The sequence below is a fragment of the Nocardia sp. NPDC051981 genome (genome assembly GCF_040680715.1).
Lineage (GTDB): Bacteria > Actinomycetota > Actinomycetes > Mycobacteriales > Mycobacteriaceae > Nocardia.
This window is the reverse complement of the sequence record NZ_JBFAXK010000005.1, coordinates 168207-182309: the sequence shown is the minus strand read 5'-3', so window position 1 is coordinate 182309 and position 14103 is coordinate 168207. Positions and strand designations below refer to the sequence as shown.

At 66.2% G+C, this 14103-nt stretch carries 15 protein-coding genes and 1 pseudogene; 4 read left to right on the top strand and 12 right to left on the bottom strand.

The window, feature by feature from the left end:
* Window positions 1-4 precede the first annotated feature (4 nt).
* Complete coding sequence (locus AB0L60_RS12265; RefSeq protein ID WP_364611456.1) at window positions 5-367, top strand: hypothetical protein; 363 nt, start codon at window positions 5-7, stop codon at window positions 365-367.
* A 241-nt stretch (window positions 368-608) separates the two neighbouring features.
* On the opposite strand, the gene AB0L60_RS12260 is transcribed toward AB0L60_RS12265, so the two are convergent.
* A complete protein-coding gene (locus AB0L60_RS12260) occupies window positions 609-1304 on the bottom strand; it encodes a hypothetical protein (protein ID WP_364611453.1) in 696 nt (231 codons plus the stop codon).
* A 295-nt stretch (window positions 1305-1599) separates the two neighbouring features.
* On the opposite strand from AB0L60_RS12260, the gene AB0L60_RS12255 reads away from it, so the two are divergent.
* Window positions 1600-2145, top strand: a complete 546-nt coding sequence (locus AB0L60_RS12255) for a hypothetical protein (protein ID WP_364611450.1) — start codon at window positions 1600-1602, stop codon at window positions 2143-2145.
* A gap of 102 nt (window positions 2146-2247) precedes the next feature.
* Window positions 2248-3525, top strand: a complete 1278-nt coding sequence (locus AB0L60_RS12250; protein WP_364611447.1) for a wax ester/triacylglycerol synthase domain-containing protein — start codon at window positions 2248-2250, stop codon at window positions 3523-3525.
* A 136-nt stretch (window positions 3526-3661) separates the two neighbouring features.
* Here the strand turns inward: AB0L60_RS12250 and AB0L60_RS12245 are convergent, their stop codons facing one another.
* The gene (locus AB0L60_RS12245) at window positions 3662-3991 is read right to left on the bottom strand and encodes a hypothetical protein (protein ID WP_364611444.1); all 330 of its coding nucleotides are present in this window, start codon (window positions 3989-3991) and stop codon (window positions 3662-3664) included.
* 208 nt (window positions 3992-4199) lie between these two features.
* Between AB0L60_RS12245 and AB0L60_RS12240 the strand changes: the two genes are divergently transcribed.
* Window positions 4200-5009 carry an NAD(P)H-binding protein gene (locus AB0L60_RS12240; protein WP_364611441.1) on the top strand — a complete coding sequence of 270 codons (810 nt, stop codon included), beginning with the start codon at window positions 4200-4202 and terminating at the stop codon, window positions 5007-5009.
* A gap of 563 nt (window positions 5010-5572) precedes the next feature.
* Here the strand turns inward: AB0L60_RS12240 and AB0L60_RS12235 are convergent.
* From AB0L60_RS12235 to gcvH, 10 genes and pseudogenes are all read right to left on the bottom strand, one after another.
* A complete protein-coding gene (locus AB0L60_RS12235; RefSeq protein WP_364611438.1) occupies window positions 5573-6736 on the bottom strand; it encodes a serine hydrolase domain-containing protein in 1164 nt (387 codons plus the stop codon).
* A 265-nt stretch (window positions 6737-7001) separates the two neighbouring features.
* Window positions 7002-7202, bottom strand: a complete 201-nt coding sequence (locus AB0L60_RS12230; RefSeq protein WP_364611435.1) for a hypothetical protein — start codon at window positions 7200-7202, stop codon at window positions 7002-7004.
* Window positions 7169-7477 (bottom strand): hypothetical protein, encoded by a 309-nt coding sequence (locus tag AB0L60_RS12225; protein ID WP_364611432.1) that lies wholly within the window; start codon window positions 7475-7477, stop codon window positions 7169-7171. The genes AB0L60_RS12230 and AB0L60_RS12225 overlap by 34 nt, the downstream gene beginning before the upstream one ends.
* Before the next feature lie 749 nt (window positions 7478-8226).
* A pseudogene (locus tag AB0L60_RS12220) lies at window positions 8227-9595 on the bottom strand (ISNCY family transposase).
* Between the two features lie 346 nt (window positions 9596-9941).
* Window positions 9942-10529, bottom strand: a complete 588-nt coding sequence (locus tag AB0L60_RS12215; RefSeq protein WP_364611429.1) for an HD domain-containing protein — start codon at window positions 10527-10529, stop codon at window positions 9942-9944.
* A gap of 274 nt (window positions 10530-10803) precedes the next feature.
* On the bottom strand, window positions 10804-11415 hold the full coding sequence (locus tag AB0L60_RS12210) for a hypothetical protein (protein WP_364611426.1): 612 nt from the start codon (window positions 11413-11415) through the stop codon (window positions 10804-10806).
* A 95-nt stretch (window positions 11416-11510) separates the two neighbouring features.
* Window positions 11511-11816: a hypothetical protein gene (locus AB0L60_RS12205; protein ID WP_364611423.1), complete on the bottom strand. Its 306-nt coding sequence runs from the start codon at window positions 11814-11816 to the stop codon at window positions 11511-11513.
* Between the two features lie 129 nt (window positions 11817-11945).
* Complete coding sequence (locus AB0L60_RS12200) at window positions 11946-12278, bottom strand: HAD hydrolase family protein (RefSeq protein WP_364611420.1); 333 nt, start codon at window positions 12276-12278, stop codon at window positions 11946-11948.
* Between the two features lie 308 nt (window positions 12279-12586).
* A complete protein-coding gene (locus AB0L60_RS12195) occupies window positions 12587-12856 on the bottom strand; it encodes a hypothetical protein (RefSeq protein WP_364611417.1) in 270 nt (89 codons plus the stop codon).
* 363 nt (window positions 12857-13219) lie between these two features.
* Window positions 13220-13600, bottom strand: a complete 381-nt coding sequence (gcvH, locus tag AB0L60_RS12190) for a glycine cleavage system protein GcvH (RefSeq protein ID WP_364611414.1) — start codon at window positions 13598-13600, stop codon at window positions 13220-13222.
* Window positions 13601-14103 lie beyond the last annotated feature (503 nt).

Below are 14103 nucleotides of genomic sequence, written 5' to 3'. Positions count from 1 at the left end.
GATCTTGGCCGATCAAGGCGTGCTGGAGGACCATCTGATGATGGCGACTCCGTCCGCCGCATTGGACTACGCCGGTGTTTTGAGGGGTCTACCGGATGTTGTTCCCTTCGTGGAGATGATCGCGGCCAGCGGCAGTGCGTTGATGATGGCGATCAAGACGCTGCCCGAGTTCGTCCGGTCGCGGCGTACTGATGTCACGGTCGGTATCAAGCTGGGCTCGGGAGGGTCCAAGGCCGTGGTCATCACTGCAGCGAACGCGGACGATGCGGTTCGGGTGATCGGGCAGGCACTGGCTGCTGAACGCACCTCGAGTGTCGCAGCCCCGGCCACCGACGAACCCGAACCGGACCCCGGTAGTCAGAGATAGCCTGAGGAGGCGCCAACCGACGGCGCGAGAACACCGCCACTCATCGCCGCGAGTCACATTCGGCGCATTGTGAGCTGCGGGCTCCCGATCGCGGCCCAGCCAGCTTGTGGCGGGACAAATGCGATCGTTTCCGCCCACCCCCGGCTACGGTCGCCCCCTCACAGTCCGGCGCTCCAAGGTGCGGGATCAAATGGGTGGCAACGCTTCATGTACCAGGTGACACGGTTCTTACCGGCACCCCCTACCGGTGTGTCTGGTGGTCGGACGTTCGGGTCCACTCGCGCTCGGCGAGCCGCTTGATGTTCGCGAACTGGCGTGTCTGCATCACCCAGTGCACGGGTGGATAGACGAAAAAGTCGCCGACGACCTGAAGCCAGCGAGGCCGAGCTGTTTGGTACCCGCCCACCACCAGCCTGGTCCGGTCTCCGGGCAGTTCCACCAGCAGAAAACCCCACAGACCGTCGATATAGACGCGAGGGCGCGGCCCGGCGAGATCGAACGGGCGTCCCCGCAGGTCGCTTCGCCCGTGCAGCCCAAGGAAATGGCCTGGCTCCAGTGCCGCCACCTCCCACGCGTCGACCTGGCCACCCGGTGACCATGCGGTCAACCAATCCCCGAGTTCGATGTGCTGCCACTCGGGATGGACGCGGTCCGCGCTGGGCCGACCCCCGTTGTCGAGACGGTCCCAGGAATACCAGCCGGCCCGGTCGTAACCCATCTGCACCAGCCATGGCCAGACCTGATTCGCGGGCGCCTCGATCGTGACCGCCATGGTCGCGCCTCGGGTGCCGTTCGGAACAATATCGGCGCCCGGATATGGCTGCGCCACTTCCTCGTCGGTAGCGCCCCAGCGGAGCAACCGCGGACGCACGGCAATCGCATAGACCCCCACTGTCAGGCATGACAAGGCAGCAAGGGCTCGTGATGTCGCCTGCATGCGATCGATCGTTGCAGCAGGACGATGGCACGGTCTAGAGACCAACTACCCCACCGCCAACGGCATCGGGCAATCCTTCACGCGGAGTCCGGAATTGGCCGGAGCCCACACCGAGAAACATCCGGTCCTCGGCTACCGGATGTCCTGAGCCGCTGGTGGAAACGATCGGCCGGATACCTCCTCCCGAGGTCTCGGGGCGAGGTTACCTTCGGCCCTAGGGCGGCTGCGGAGCCGTGCCGATGATGGATCTATGACGACGGGATCCGGTGTCGGCCCCATGCTTATCGAGTCCGCGGTGCCGACCTTCGACGCTGGCCTGATCGAGCATCTGGTGGTGCGCGCGGATCCGCGTGCGACCTACCAGGCTGCACACGGCCTGGATTTACTGAGCGTGCGTACGCCGCTGACGACGGTCTCGATGTGGATTCGGGGGCTGCCTGCTCGCTGGAGCGGCCGGACGGTCCCCACTCCGCAACGACTGGTGGTGGGTGAGGGGGTCGGACTGCCGGGCTGGCTGCTGCTGGGCGAGGTACCGGGACGTGAGATCGCGTTCGGTGCGGTCGGCAAGTTCTGGCGGCCGGATATCGAATGGCGCGACGTACCACGGTCGAACTTCGCCGATTTCACGGAGCCAGGTTGGGGGAAGATCGCGGCGAACTTCACCGTCACCGGTTACGGCGAGCATGCCAGCCTGCTCAGCTATGAGGTGCGCACCGTCACCACCGATCCTGTATCGCGGCAGCGATTTCTGCGGTACTGGTGGTTGGTCCGCCCGTTCGTGGCCCACATCATGCGGGCCACTTTGCGCACGATCGCTATGGATGCGGAAACGCAGGGATGAATGGATACCGACCGGCAGTCGTTGCGAGCCAGCGGATTTCGATCGCACCCTGACAGTCTACGCCGAGGCCGGATCGACCGAGCCGGGTCCGCGGACCTCACGGTGCTGGCGGCGGACCAGGCCTCGGTGCCGATGAACCTCGGCGCAATTCTGATCTTCGACGGTGCGGGGCCGACTCCGGCCGAGGTCCGCGCGTTGCTGCACGAGCGTGTCCCGCATGTCCCGCGGCTGCGACAGACGTTGCGCCGCACCCCTTTCGGCTGCGGCCGACCGATCTGGGTCGACGATCCGACGTTCTCTGTGGACCGGCATCTGACACACCTGCGGTGGCCGGAACCAGGCACTCGCCGGGCACTGTTCGATATCGCCGCCGACCTGCTGTGTCGTCCGTTCGCACCCGATCTTCCGCTGTGGCAGGCGTATTCGGTGACTGGAATCGGCCATACCGCACTCGTCGTCGTCTTGCATCACGTGCTCGCAGACGGCCTGGGCGGTCTGGCCGTCCTAGCCGCCTTGACCGACGAAGGCAACCGCGCAACCGTCGTGCGGTTTCCGCTTCCACCGCCCAGCACCCGGGAACTTGCGGTGGAAGCCACATCGGCGAAGCTGCACGCGATCGGCTCGCTTCCGGCCGATCTCCGGCGTGGCTGTGCGGGACTGCGGGAATTGACATTCGGGATGCCCTTGCTGCGTCCAGCAGAACGGATCTCGCTGGTGCGGCCCACCGCACACCGCCGCAGACTGGCATCGACCGCCGTGGCGTTGAACGAGGTGGCCGCAACGGGACACCGCTTCGGGGGCACCGTCAACGATGTGGTCCTCGCCGCGGTCACCGGCGCCCTGCTCGAGATTCTGGATGCGCGCGGAGAACGACCGCACCGGCTGGTGGTGTCGATTCCGGTCTCCGGGCGTCATACCGCCACCGTGACCGATCTCGGCAACGACACCGGAGTGCGCCCGCTGGCGGTTCCTGCCATCACCGATGATCCGGCTCGGCTCACCGCGATCGTCACCGCGACCACCGCTGCGCGAGCGTCATCGACCCGGGCGGCCTCGTCGAGCCCGCTGGGGTTGACATTCCGGCTGCTTCATCGACTGGGTTTGTTCCGGCTGTTCATCGATCACCAACGACTGGTGCACAGCTTCGAAACGAATCTGCGCGGCCCGGGCGCGGCCCTGCGCCTGGCGGGCCATCGGATCGACGCGCTCGTGCCACTGGTAGCAACACCGGGAAACGTCGGCGTCACCTTTGCGGTGCTGTCCTACGCAGGCACCCTCACGGTCAACACGATCGCCGACCCCGACATCCTCCCTGAACAAGACACCCTCATCCGCGCACTACACACGATCTTCACCCGGCTGGCACACACCTGGCCGTGAATCATCCGCACGGAGAAGTCAGTCTCCAGAGATCGGCCCGAGTCGAGGATCGGCGCGCACGGACCGGCAGACCATTCGCTCATCGGCATTTGTGTGCGCTGGAAAGCCGTGCCAGCCAACCGGTCCGGACGACCGATCAACGTGCGACCGGCATCGATCGATCATCCGGCAAGAGTCGGATGGACTCCTCGTTCTCGGAATCCCTGACACACGAAGTGATTTCGTCGTGGCGGGCCAGCCGTTCACCCCATTGCTCGGCTAGCACTTCGATCTCGGCGCGCGTTCGGTCACTGATAGGCACCTGGTGCTCGATCAGCCGCTGCGTCAGCATCCACAGCCCGGCTTCCTGATGGCCACTCTCCCGACAGTCCCGGAAGCTATCGGCGTCCTCGTTCGAGGGCAGCAGCGTAGGCAATCGTTCCCATAGGTCAACTTCGTATGCCTCGTAACGGCTATCGCTACCCACCGACGGGACCCTACTGGACAGAATTCGAGCACAAGCCGACCAACTCACGCTTCGTCGTTGCTCCACCGGCAAACACACTCATCTGCCGCGACGCGCGCGCCTGCTCGGGGGCGCGGCATCGCATACCAAATCCACGCTTTCGGGCGCTCGCACGGCGAACCTCGTTGGCATGATGGGTGGTTCAGCGATTCCGACCGGAGAGGGACCAATGACCATCCTGGTAACCGGGGCTACCGCCAATATCGGCCGCAAGGTTGTCGATCATCTGCTCGCGTTGGGCGCCACCGATGTGCGGGCCCTCACCACCGATCCCGCGCGGGCTGCCCTGCCCGCCGGAGTGCAAGTGGCGCAAGGGTATCTGCGGCGGCCCGAAAGCCTGCCTGCGGCGTTCGCCGGCGTTGAGCGGATGTATCTGGCGCCCGCGCCGGACAGCGTCGGTGAGGTGCTGGCGCTGGCCTGGGAGGCAGGCGTGCGGCACATCGTGGACTTGTCCGGAGAACCCGAGAGCTGGTGGGGCACGGTCTCTACGGCGGTGGAAGGGTGCGGTGCGGAGTGGACGCATCTGTGGCCCGCCGATTTCATGGAGAACACGCTGATGTGGGCACCTCAGATTCGTGCCACCGGTGAGGTCCGGGAACCGCGGCCGGAGGCAGCGAGCGCGCCCATCGCCATGGACGACATCGCCGCCGTAGCCGCGACCGCGCTGCTGGGCGACGGCCATGCGGGAAAGGCGTATTCGCTGGCGGGGCCGGAGATCCTGAGCCGGGCCGAACTGGTCCGGCAGCTCGGCGCGGCGCTGGGCCGGGAGCTCGGTTTCCGGCGGTCCTCGCGGGCGGAGACCATTGCGGCGCTCGCGCCGGACATGGGTGAGACCGCGACCTGGTACGTCGACAACGTGCTGGCCGGTTACGACCTGCAACCGCAGGGGCTGCCCGTCACCAGCGTGCGGGATATCACCGGGCGACCGGGGACCGGCTTCGGAGACTGGGCTGTGCGGAACGCGGAACGCTTCCGGTAGTCCGCCTGCGCCGCGGGTGCCTACCATCTTCTCGGCCGCCGCACAACGGCCCAGCGGCCGCGATCAGGTCCGCGGAGTGCGGCCTCTGGGAGGGGTTTTCCCAGGCCGCCGCCGACCAGACCTCGATGTCGTGAAATTGCGAAAGACGTGGATCGCCGGGCTGGCGGTCATCGTGGTGGCGAGCGGGGCGGGATCACGCGCCTTCGAAGGTCGATCCGGGCAGCTACGGCATGCAGAACGACGGTTCGTTCCTGCATCCCTCGGCGACGTAGGTGAACGAAGAGGAACAGCATCCCTTCCCCGGCGGCGGCAAAGATCTGTTTACCGCGACAGGCGGCTACGACCCGAACACCTACAAGTCGATATCGGCCCGAAACAAGCGCACTGGTTCGGCGTTCCAGTTGAGCCGCGCTCCATCCGAGGCCATTACCTCCTGCTGGAGTCAGATCACATGCAGCGCAGGGCATATCTGGGCCGACATACCAACGCACTCATCTGCCGCTCACAAGGCTGTTCGGGCCGGCCGACCGCCGCTGGTCGAATGTGTCATCGTTCCGGATCGGTTACGCGATGGAGCAGATGATGGTGGTGATCGCGGTGGAGAACTGGCTGTTGAGCTGCTCGGTGTTCACGCTGATGGTCGCGGCGGTCCCGGTGGATGTCGCAATGAGTACGGTGCTGAAGCCTGGTATGCCTCCGGTATGGCCCCACACGTGTTTTTCTTGTGTGTCGCAGGGGATCTGGAAGCCGATGAGGCCGAGTCCGTAGTTCGTTCCCGTGCCGGGTGCCATCGGCGTCGTTTGTTGCATCTGTGTGAGCTGATCTGGTGGGAGTAGTTTTCCGGTGATCAGCGCGGTGGCGAACCAGTTCAGGTCGCTGCCTGTGGAGATCATCGCGCCCGCGGCGCCGGCCCAGGCGGCTTCCATCGTGGTGACGTCGACCCAGGCGCCGTCGATGTTGCTGTAGCCGTGGGGGTGGGGGTCACGCAGACCGGTGTCACCGGGTGCTGGGAAATAGGTGTCGCGCAGTGCGAGCGGATCGAGGATGCAGCTGCGGATTTCGGCGTCGAGCCGGTGCCCGGTGACGTGTTCGATCAACATGCCCAGCAGTACGTAGTTGGTATTGGTGTACTCGAACCGTGCTCCGGGCTCGAACTGCGGCGGCATGGTCATCGCGATACCCACCATGTCCGCTGGGGTGAGATCACGGTAGGCCGTACCGTCGGAGGTCTGGTCGAGCTGCTGAGGCTGCTTGTGCACGACGTCTTCGGGAGCGAAGTCGGGTAACCCGCTGGTGTGCTGGAGCAGTTGCCGCACCGTAATCCGGCCGCCGTCATTGCCGTTGCCGGACACCACGCCCGGCAGGTAGTGGCCGATCGGGGTATCGAGTTCGATCGCGCCTTGCGCGGCGAGCTGCAGAACCACCGTAGCGACGAAGGTCTTTGTGGCACTGCCGATCCTGATATGGCTACCGTCGAGATAGGGTGCTCCGCTGCCGACGTCAGCGACGCCTGCGGAATGGGTTTGCTCGCCGTCAGGTCCGCTGATGACCGCCTGCACCCCCGGCAGACCGGACCGGACCAGGTCGTTCAACGCCGCGGAGACTTGCGAAGGCGTGCTCGACCTCTCCGTCTCGGTTCCGCAGCCGACCACGGCCACCGGCATCGCCGTGGTCAGTACGGACGCGAGTATGGAAGTGGCACTGCGCCGCAGACTCTTCTCGTGCACGGTCCCCTTGCGCCTTTCTCTTGACATGCATCGGGCGTCGAGGCCGAAAGGGCGCGCTCCCACCCAGGCTCACTCCCAGCAGCACGCCCGCGGTCGTTTCGCTTCGTGATCTCCGACGGTAGGGAGCGAGTCCGGCTATGCCTATCCGGAAACACCCCGAGCCAACCCCGAATCCAGCCACAGACTGCTCCGGCCAAACCCTCTCTGAATGCATGCGTGGCTGTCGTTTTGGGGTACACCCCAGACCGCCGTTGTGGGTTCGGGGTTACCGTCGCGAACTTCCATTCCCGCCGGTAGCTGGTATCGGCCACTCCACGGCGAGTTGCCGATGGCCGTGACGGGCGCGGGCCGCGTCGGCGGTCAGACCCAGTGCCGCACCGATCTGGGCCCAGGTCGCTCCGGAGCGACGATCCGCGATGACCGCGCAGCTGATCAGGTCCTCGACCAGGTCCGGGAAGGGCGCCACCGCCACACTATGCAGTCCACCGGCAGCGAGGCGGCCGTACGGGTGAGGTCGGCGACCAGCTCCTTGACCACCTCGACCTGCACGGTCAGGTCTTCGGCGATGAACGCCATCGCAACCTGCGGGTTGACCGCCGCTCGCACCGACCGGGCTTCCCGCCGGCGGGCCCGGTAGGCAGCCTGCCGATGCGCGGGCCGACAGTAGCGACGGACCCCGGCCCGATCACTCGGCAGCCGGGCACCGCACCACCCGCAGGTTGCGGGCATGCCGTCACCCATATCCGGACGATACGCCCGTCATGGCGTGGCGAGACCTGTGGCCAGTGACGCCGAGATTCACCGATGTTCTGTCTCTAAAAACGATCGCTTTCGAGATCCGTTGTGCGGCAGCCAGCTTCGCGAGATGGATCGATCTTGGAACCCCGTGTCCGAATCAATGTTTCCCGCACCCGGGGGCCGCGTCCTCTACGGCCAGCTTCTGGTGAAGCCTGTTCCGAGAGCGTTCGGAAAACAATGAGGGAGGCCTTGTTAATGCCTAACAAGGCCTCCCTCATCCTTGATTGTCGGTCTCCGGGGTTCGGTGATTCTCTGCAACGCCGTGCTGCCTCGCAGCGACACCACCTACGTGCCCGTCCGAAACCGCGCCACAGCAATGACCTTCGATATCGGTGCGAAGCTGACTTTTCCCTGGCGCCCGAAACAGACCGGTCGCAGTCGATGACCAGATGCTGGACGCGGCGATCCGGGCCCGCGCTGCCTTGATTGCCGTAGCGACCACCGGAGAGTTCATCATCTACAAGGGATTGGCCACCGCCATAGGGGTCGCTGTAGTACTCGCCGAAAATCGGGCGGATATCGGAGTAACCGCGGCTGAGGGCGCTATCGGTCGTGACGCCGGGTCCAAAGAGGCCCCGCGCTAGCTACTTGCCCCTGAAATAGTCGGTTGGCGCGATTCGCGGGACGGTCGCGGATGGTTGATCAGTTTGGGGGCGGGTTGTTTTCGGGGTGTGTCTGCCCGGTGCTGGGGTTCACCGGGTGATCACGGTCATCCGCTGGAGGTTGTAGGCGAAGATGCCCAGCCCGATCCAGGTCCGGGCCCCGGTGAGGCGGCGCATCCGGCTACGTCGCAGTCCGAATCCTCGTTTGAGATGACTGATGCGGGCTTCGACGCCGACGCGCCAGTTACGCATTCGCCGGAAGGCACGGGTGCGTTCATGGTCACGGCGAGTCTTGGAGAGAGTGCCGCTGCGTTGCAGCCCGATGTGACGCACCCCGAGTTCTGCCAGGGCTTTGTCGTTGGCGGCGGTGCCGAAGCCGCGGTCGGCGACCACGGTGGCCGGGACGCGGCCGGTCGCCGCGACGACCTGCTCGACGGCGGGAACCAACTGCCGTGCGTCGTTCGGGTTGCCCTTGTGGACCTGGTGGAACGGGATGAAACCGCGGTCGTCTTCGGCGATCAGTGTGGTGTAACCGAATTGGGTCGGGTGCTGGGGTTTGCCCTTGCGGATCGGGCGCGCGTCCGGGTCGGCCAGCGACACCATCCGGTCGGGGATGATGCGATTGCCCGCCAGCCGCTGCGCGGTCTGCGCGAGCAGCCGTTGGGTGCCGGTCACGGTGTCCTCCAGTTCGGTGACCAGCCGCTGCAGCCGTCGGGACGGGCGACGGGCCAGCATCCGGTGGGCATTGTGTGTCACCGCGGCCACCTCGGTGACGGTGGCGGTCGCGATGTCGGCGATTTCGCCTGTGAGCCGGTCGATCTCGCCCAGTGCCTGGCCGGTGCGGCGGCGCAGCGTGCGGCTGATCTGCCTGATCCGCCGCCCCGCCGAGCGGCTGCGGTCGCGGAACATTGTCCGCGACGCGGCGCCGGCCGCCTTGATCCGTCGCACCAGCCCGCCCAGCTTGCGGACACCGTGGGCGAGCAGGTCGGCGTCGGTGGGGTGGTCGATGTCGGCTTCGGCCACCGTGGTGTCGATGCGCAGCTTGCGGGCCCGCAAGACCTTGTCTTCGGTCAGTTTGCCCACCAACGCGGTATTGAGCTGCTCGAACACCTCCGGCCCGGCCCGCCCGACCAGCTTGATCAGCGTGGTCGGATGCGGCACACGCGCTTCGGGCGGGATCCGGTAGAACCGCCGCCAGGTGATCGAATCAGCCACCTCCCGGCACAGCGTCTCGTATCCGAACTGGTAGCGGTGCTTGAGATACAGCATCCGCAGCAGTGTGTCGACCGGCACCGACGCCCCGCCCCAGCCGGGCATCGAACATCCCACGCCACGGCGCGACGAACCGTTCGTCGTCGAGATAGGCATCGATACGCGCCAACTCATCGGGAAGCCGGACCATCTCCGGCGGCAACACCACATCCCACAACGAGATCTGCTGATCCGCGACCCGCAACATCGACCGGCCCTACCTCCACGAGAACGACACCGATACCATTCTCGCAGCGAAACACCAACTGCCGCAGGCAATTACAGAGACCAGCACCAGCTACTCGACATACTTTTTCAGGGGCAAGTAGCTAGTCACCGCGCCGGCCATCAGCTCCTTCTGAAGGAGTCTTGCCCAAGTTGGTCTCTGGGGTGGCGCAGCTGTCCGGCTGTCACGATCTTGCCCTCACGACCGAGCACGTGCAGGTCGGCCCGTGTGGTCGGGACCGCGCACACCTGTGGAATGGCCGCCGTCGTCTCGGGCGTCAACCGGTGAGCCGGGACCGCCGTTCGTGTTTCGAACTGATTGCCTCCCGTTAGGCGGCGTCCAGCGGGTTCGAGGTGATGCGGGCCGCCGCGCCGCCCGCGACATAGGCTGCCGCCGCGCAGTCCGGCTTGCGCACCGCCTGGTCCTCGAAGAGGGTGAGGAAGGCCGGTCCGAAGCCCAGCCGGGGGTACTCGGCCACCAGCGCGGTGCGGAATGCAGGGTCGAATTCGGCCACCCGCAGGCCGGAGACGTCCGCGCTGGTGCCGACCTGGAGGAGGTGACTCTCGACGTCCTCGGCCGCGCTGACGTCGTCGCGCATGTGCAGGACGATCACCTCCGCGGCACGGGCCCGCCGGGCGGCTGGCCATCCCAGACCCGCGGTCAGCACGCGGGCGACATGACCACCTGCCTCCTCGAACGGGAGGGTGTGGTTGTCGAACGGAGCGGTCAGGCCCAGGTCATGCAACAGCGAGCTGACGTAGAGGAGCTCCTCGTCGTATGAGAGCTCGTGCGCGGCGGCATACGCGGCGGCGAATGCGTAGGAGCGCACGGAGTGGTTGAGCAAGGTCGTGTCCGCGTACTCGGAGGCGATCTCGAAGGCGGCTCGCGCCGATGGCGTGTCGAGTATCCAGCTCATGGACCCTCACCCTAGGCTCGCAACGCCGCGTCGCTGAAGTCCATCTCCGAAGGACCGTCCCGGCCAGTTCATCCGGTCCGGCGCGGCGGGCGGTGCCGCGCGCCGGACCGAGTAGCGGATGCACCGCATGGGCGGTACTGGTCGTGGTTGTGTTCTGCAGCAAGGGATCGTCTATTCGGGCCGACCAAGGGTGAAGGTGCTGACCATTACCTTCAGATCGATCAAGCCGATGGGCTCCTCGGAAGGCTCTGGGTAGCGGCGGTTCGGGCCGACGTCACGGTGTTAGTAGAGGCACCCCCACCGTCTCGGCGACACGGCCGGCCAGGTCCTCCCACGGACGCGGAGCGACGACCGGCACGCCGGCCGCCCGCGCCTGCGCGGCGAGCCACCGGCCGTACAGCACGCTGACGCGTGCGCGATGGCGCTGCGGTCCGGCCTTCGGCTCCCGGCGCAGGTAGTTGGCCGTCACCTGCCCCTCGTCGTCCTCGTGGAGGAAGACGGCACGGACCGGACCTTCGGGCGTCGCCGGTCCGGGCAGGACGTAGTCCCCTTCCAGGATCACCGGGGTGTCGGTGCCCACATGATTGGCCACCACCGCCTCGATCGCCGGCGCAAGCGCCTCGGCGATCGCGATCTGCCGCTCGACCACCGACTCGGGCGCCTGACGGGCGGCCTCCGGGTGAGTGCGCCAGAAATGGACCTCCGGCAGGTGCTCGGGCAGTGTCACCGCGAGGAGGGCCTCCACGATATCGTCGACCTCCACGACGGGGACGCCATACCGTCGTGCCAATGCCCGGCCGACACCGGTCTTCCCCATCCCCGACGCGCCCCCGACGACGAGCACCCGCCAGTCGGGAAGACTCCTCACCTCATCCGTACCGTCCACACGGGCAGAGTACTGTAGCCGCTTCTTTCACCCGAGCCACACCAGCCGCAGCGGTTCCCGGGGTTCCGGTAGTAATCGCTGTCACGTAACAGTGATCAGAGCAGGACGCTGTCGGCGATACCCTCGATCTCCCGGGCCACTGATTCAGGATCCGCACCAACAGTCGTGTGGGCCACATCGTCGAGGCTCGGATGTGCGCCGACCCGGATCGCCCGGGTGGCATTGCCCAGCAGCTCGATGTCGTTGAGGTCGTTGCCGAAAGCGATGTACCGCGTAATTCCCGCTGCGCGCAACGCTTCCCACTTGGTGGTGGACCCCGGTGCGAAGTCGATGATTCCTTCATCCAGATGATGGTTCACGGTTACCCCGAGCTCGCGACCGGCCGCGGCAAGAGCGTGCATGTCAGAGGCTCCGAGAGCCAGGAACTTGACCACTTCGGGAAGCTCGGCCACCTGAACCTGGCGAGCCAGCACACCCTGGTCGACCCGGCCGCGAATCGGATGGCCAGCAGGACCTGTATAGGCGTAATCCTAGGGCCCATCGGCCAGATAACCGGCTTGGAAACGGGTGCTGAGCTCGAGCAGAGCCGCGAAGGTAGACGGATCGAAGCTCGCCCTGGCCCGCACCAGACCGTCGGTCGAGATCAAGCTGCCGTTGCCGCCGATGAGCGTCGCGGTCTCGAAGCCCGGGCCGAGAACCGGTAGCAGGTCCCGGATCGGACGCGCGGAGGCAAAGACCAGGTGGTATCCGGCCTCGATACACCGAGCTATCGCCGACCGAATCCCGTCGGCGATGGTTCGGCCGTCGAAGCAAATCGTGCCATCGATATCGAACACCAGGGTGCTCGCGTCCAGAGTCCTCACCCCAGCAGCGTATTGAGACAAATCATCCGCCCACGAAATCGGTGCTGGGAGAACCGGAAGATCGGCAGCGCGACGGGTGCGACGGCGCAACCCAGTACGACAACAGCGATCCAGCCACTGTGCTACCCGCCGTAGACCACATCAGCCTCGTCGGCGCCACCTGAGGGTGCGACAACATCGCCGTCTACCGCTGCAAGTCACATTTTTCGGCGCAGGTCGGGGTTGTGTGGTGCTGGGGTACCCCAAACGGACAAACGGAGATGGGAGAACCGGCGGGTTCGATCGAGGCCAGTGCAATCAGGGCTGGGCTACCCGAGCTGGGGCTGTACCGGCGGGACCCTTCCGTCGCGGCGTAGCGGGCGATAGCCGAATTCGAGCACGCTTTGATGTCCGAACGCACCCGCGACGGGCTTGCCGCCGCCCGTGCCTGCGGACGCACCGGCGGCCAGAGACCCAAACTCGGACCACGGCCGGTGGCGCTGGCACGGCAGATGTACGCCGAACTCGACGAACACGGTAAGCGCCGCTACACCGTCGGCCAGATCGCCGCTGAGTTCGGCGTTACCCGAACCCACCATCTACCGGCACCTCGACAAGCCAGCCTCATAGCCTCGCCGCACCGGCAGCTGACCAGGCACTACGAGAACTTCGTTGGATTTTCGGCGATTACTACTCTGACCCCTCTACCCGCCGGTCCCCGCCCGGCCACCGGGTTTGCAGAGCCAAGCCGGGCGGGGATGTGCGGCATATCCACAGCGAGTCACGCGACCGTGGCCCGACCGGATAACCGCTGATCATGATAGGTGCGCGCATGCGCACCCACGGGTCACCACGCCGCGCGGCGGATACGAACCACCCATGACAAACACGCGGCCCGCTCGCAGGTGGAGGAGGAAGAACAGAAACACGCGGGATCCGAAGCACCGTTCGGAAAACGATGGTCAGCCGACCATCCTCGCGTATTCGGCGGCGGTGAGCAGGCCGTCGGTAGAGGCGCCCGCCGCCAGCCTGATCTTGAACAGCCATGTGCCGTACGCGTCGGCGTTCACTTCCCCGGGAGTACCGGCGGCGTCGGCGTTTGCCGCGATGACCTCACCAGTGACCGGGCTGCAGATCTCGTAGGAGACCTTGACCGATTCCAGGACGCCGACGGCCTCACCGGCGGTGACCTGCTTGCTCACCGGGGGCAGTTGAAGGAACACGATGTTCCCGAGGGTGTTCTGGGCGGGGTCGGTGATGCCTATCGTCAGCGTGCCATCTGCTTCGGTGCGCACCCACTCGTGCTCGTCGGTGTACCGGAGGCCGGCAGGAACATTCCGCATGGCAAAGCCCCCTGAAGCGTGCAGTGCGATCACTCGGTAACGCCCTGTCATGTCGGAGCATCCCAGCGTCAGGGTCAGTGGATCCGCAGGGCCAGTGGATCCACAGCCGTGCCGGCACGTCCTCGATCCGGATGTAGTTCACCGACGTGGCCGCGCTCAAACGTGTTGTCCGGCGGCGGCTTTCCCACCAGTAGGTCACCGCGACCGTCGCGTAGGCGGCGGCCACCGCCCCCACGGGCGCGAGGATCGCGATCGTCACCAACAGGGTCATCGACATGAGCTGCTCCCACCGCAGAAGGGTCCCCCGCCACACTGCGGCCGAAATCGCACCCGCGTTACCCCGAATAGCCTGTGCCCCAACACATCTCGAGCCACCGAGCATGTGACTCGTCCCACACGATCAGCGGTTCGGGGGGTGCGGCCTGGACGCGCGGGTGCGTCCAGGCCACCCCAGCCCCTCACATGCGTGCCCGCCTAGGTGCGCCGCGCGGGTGCCGGTCACC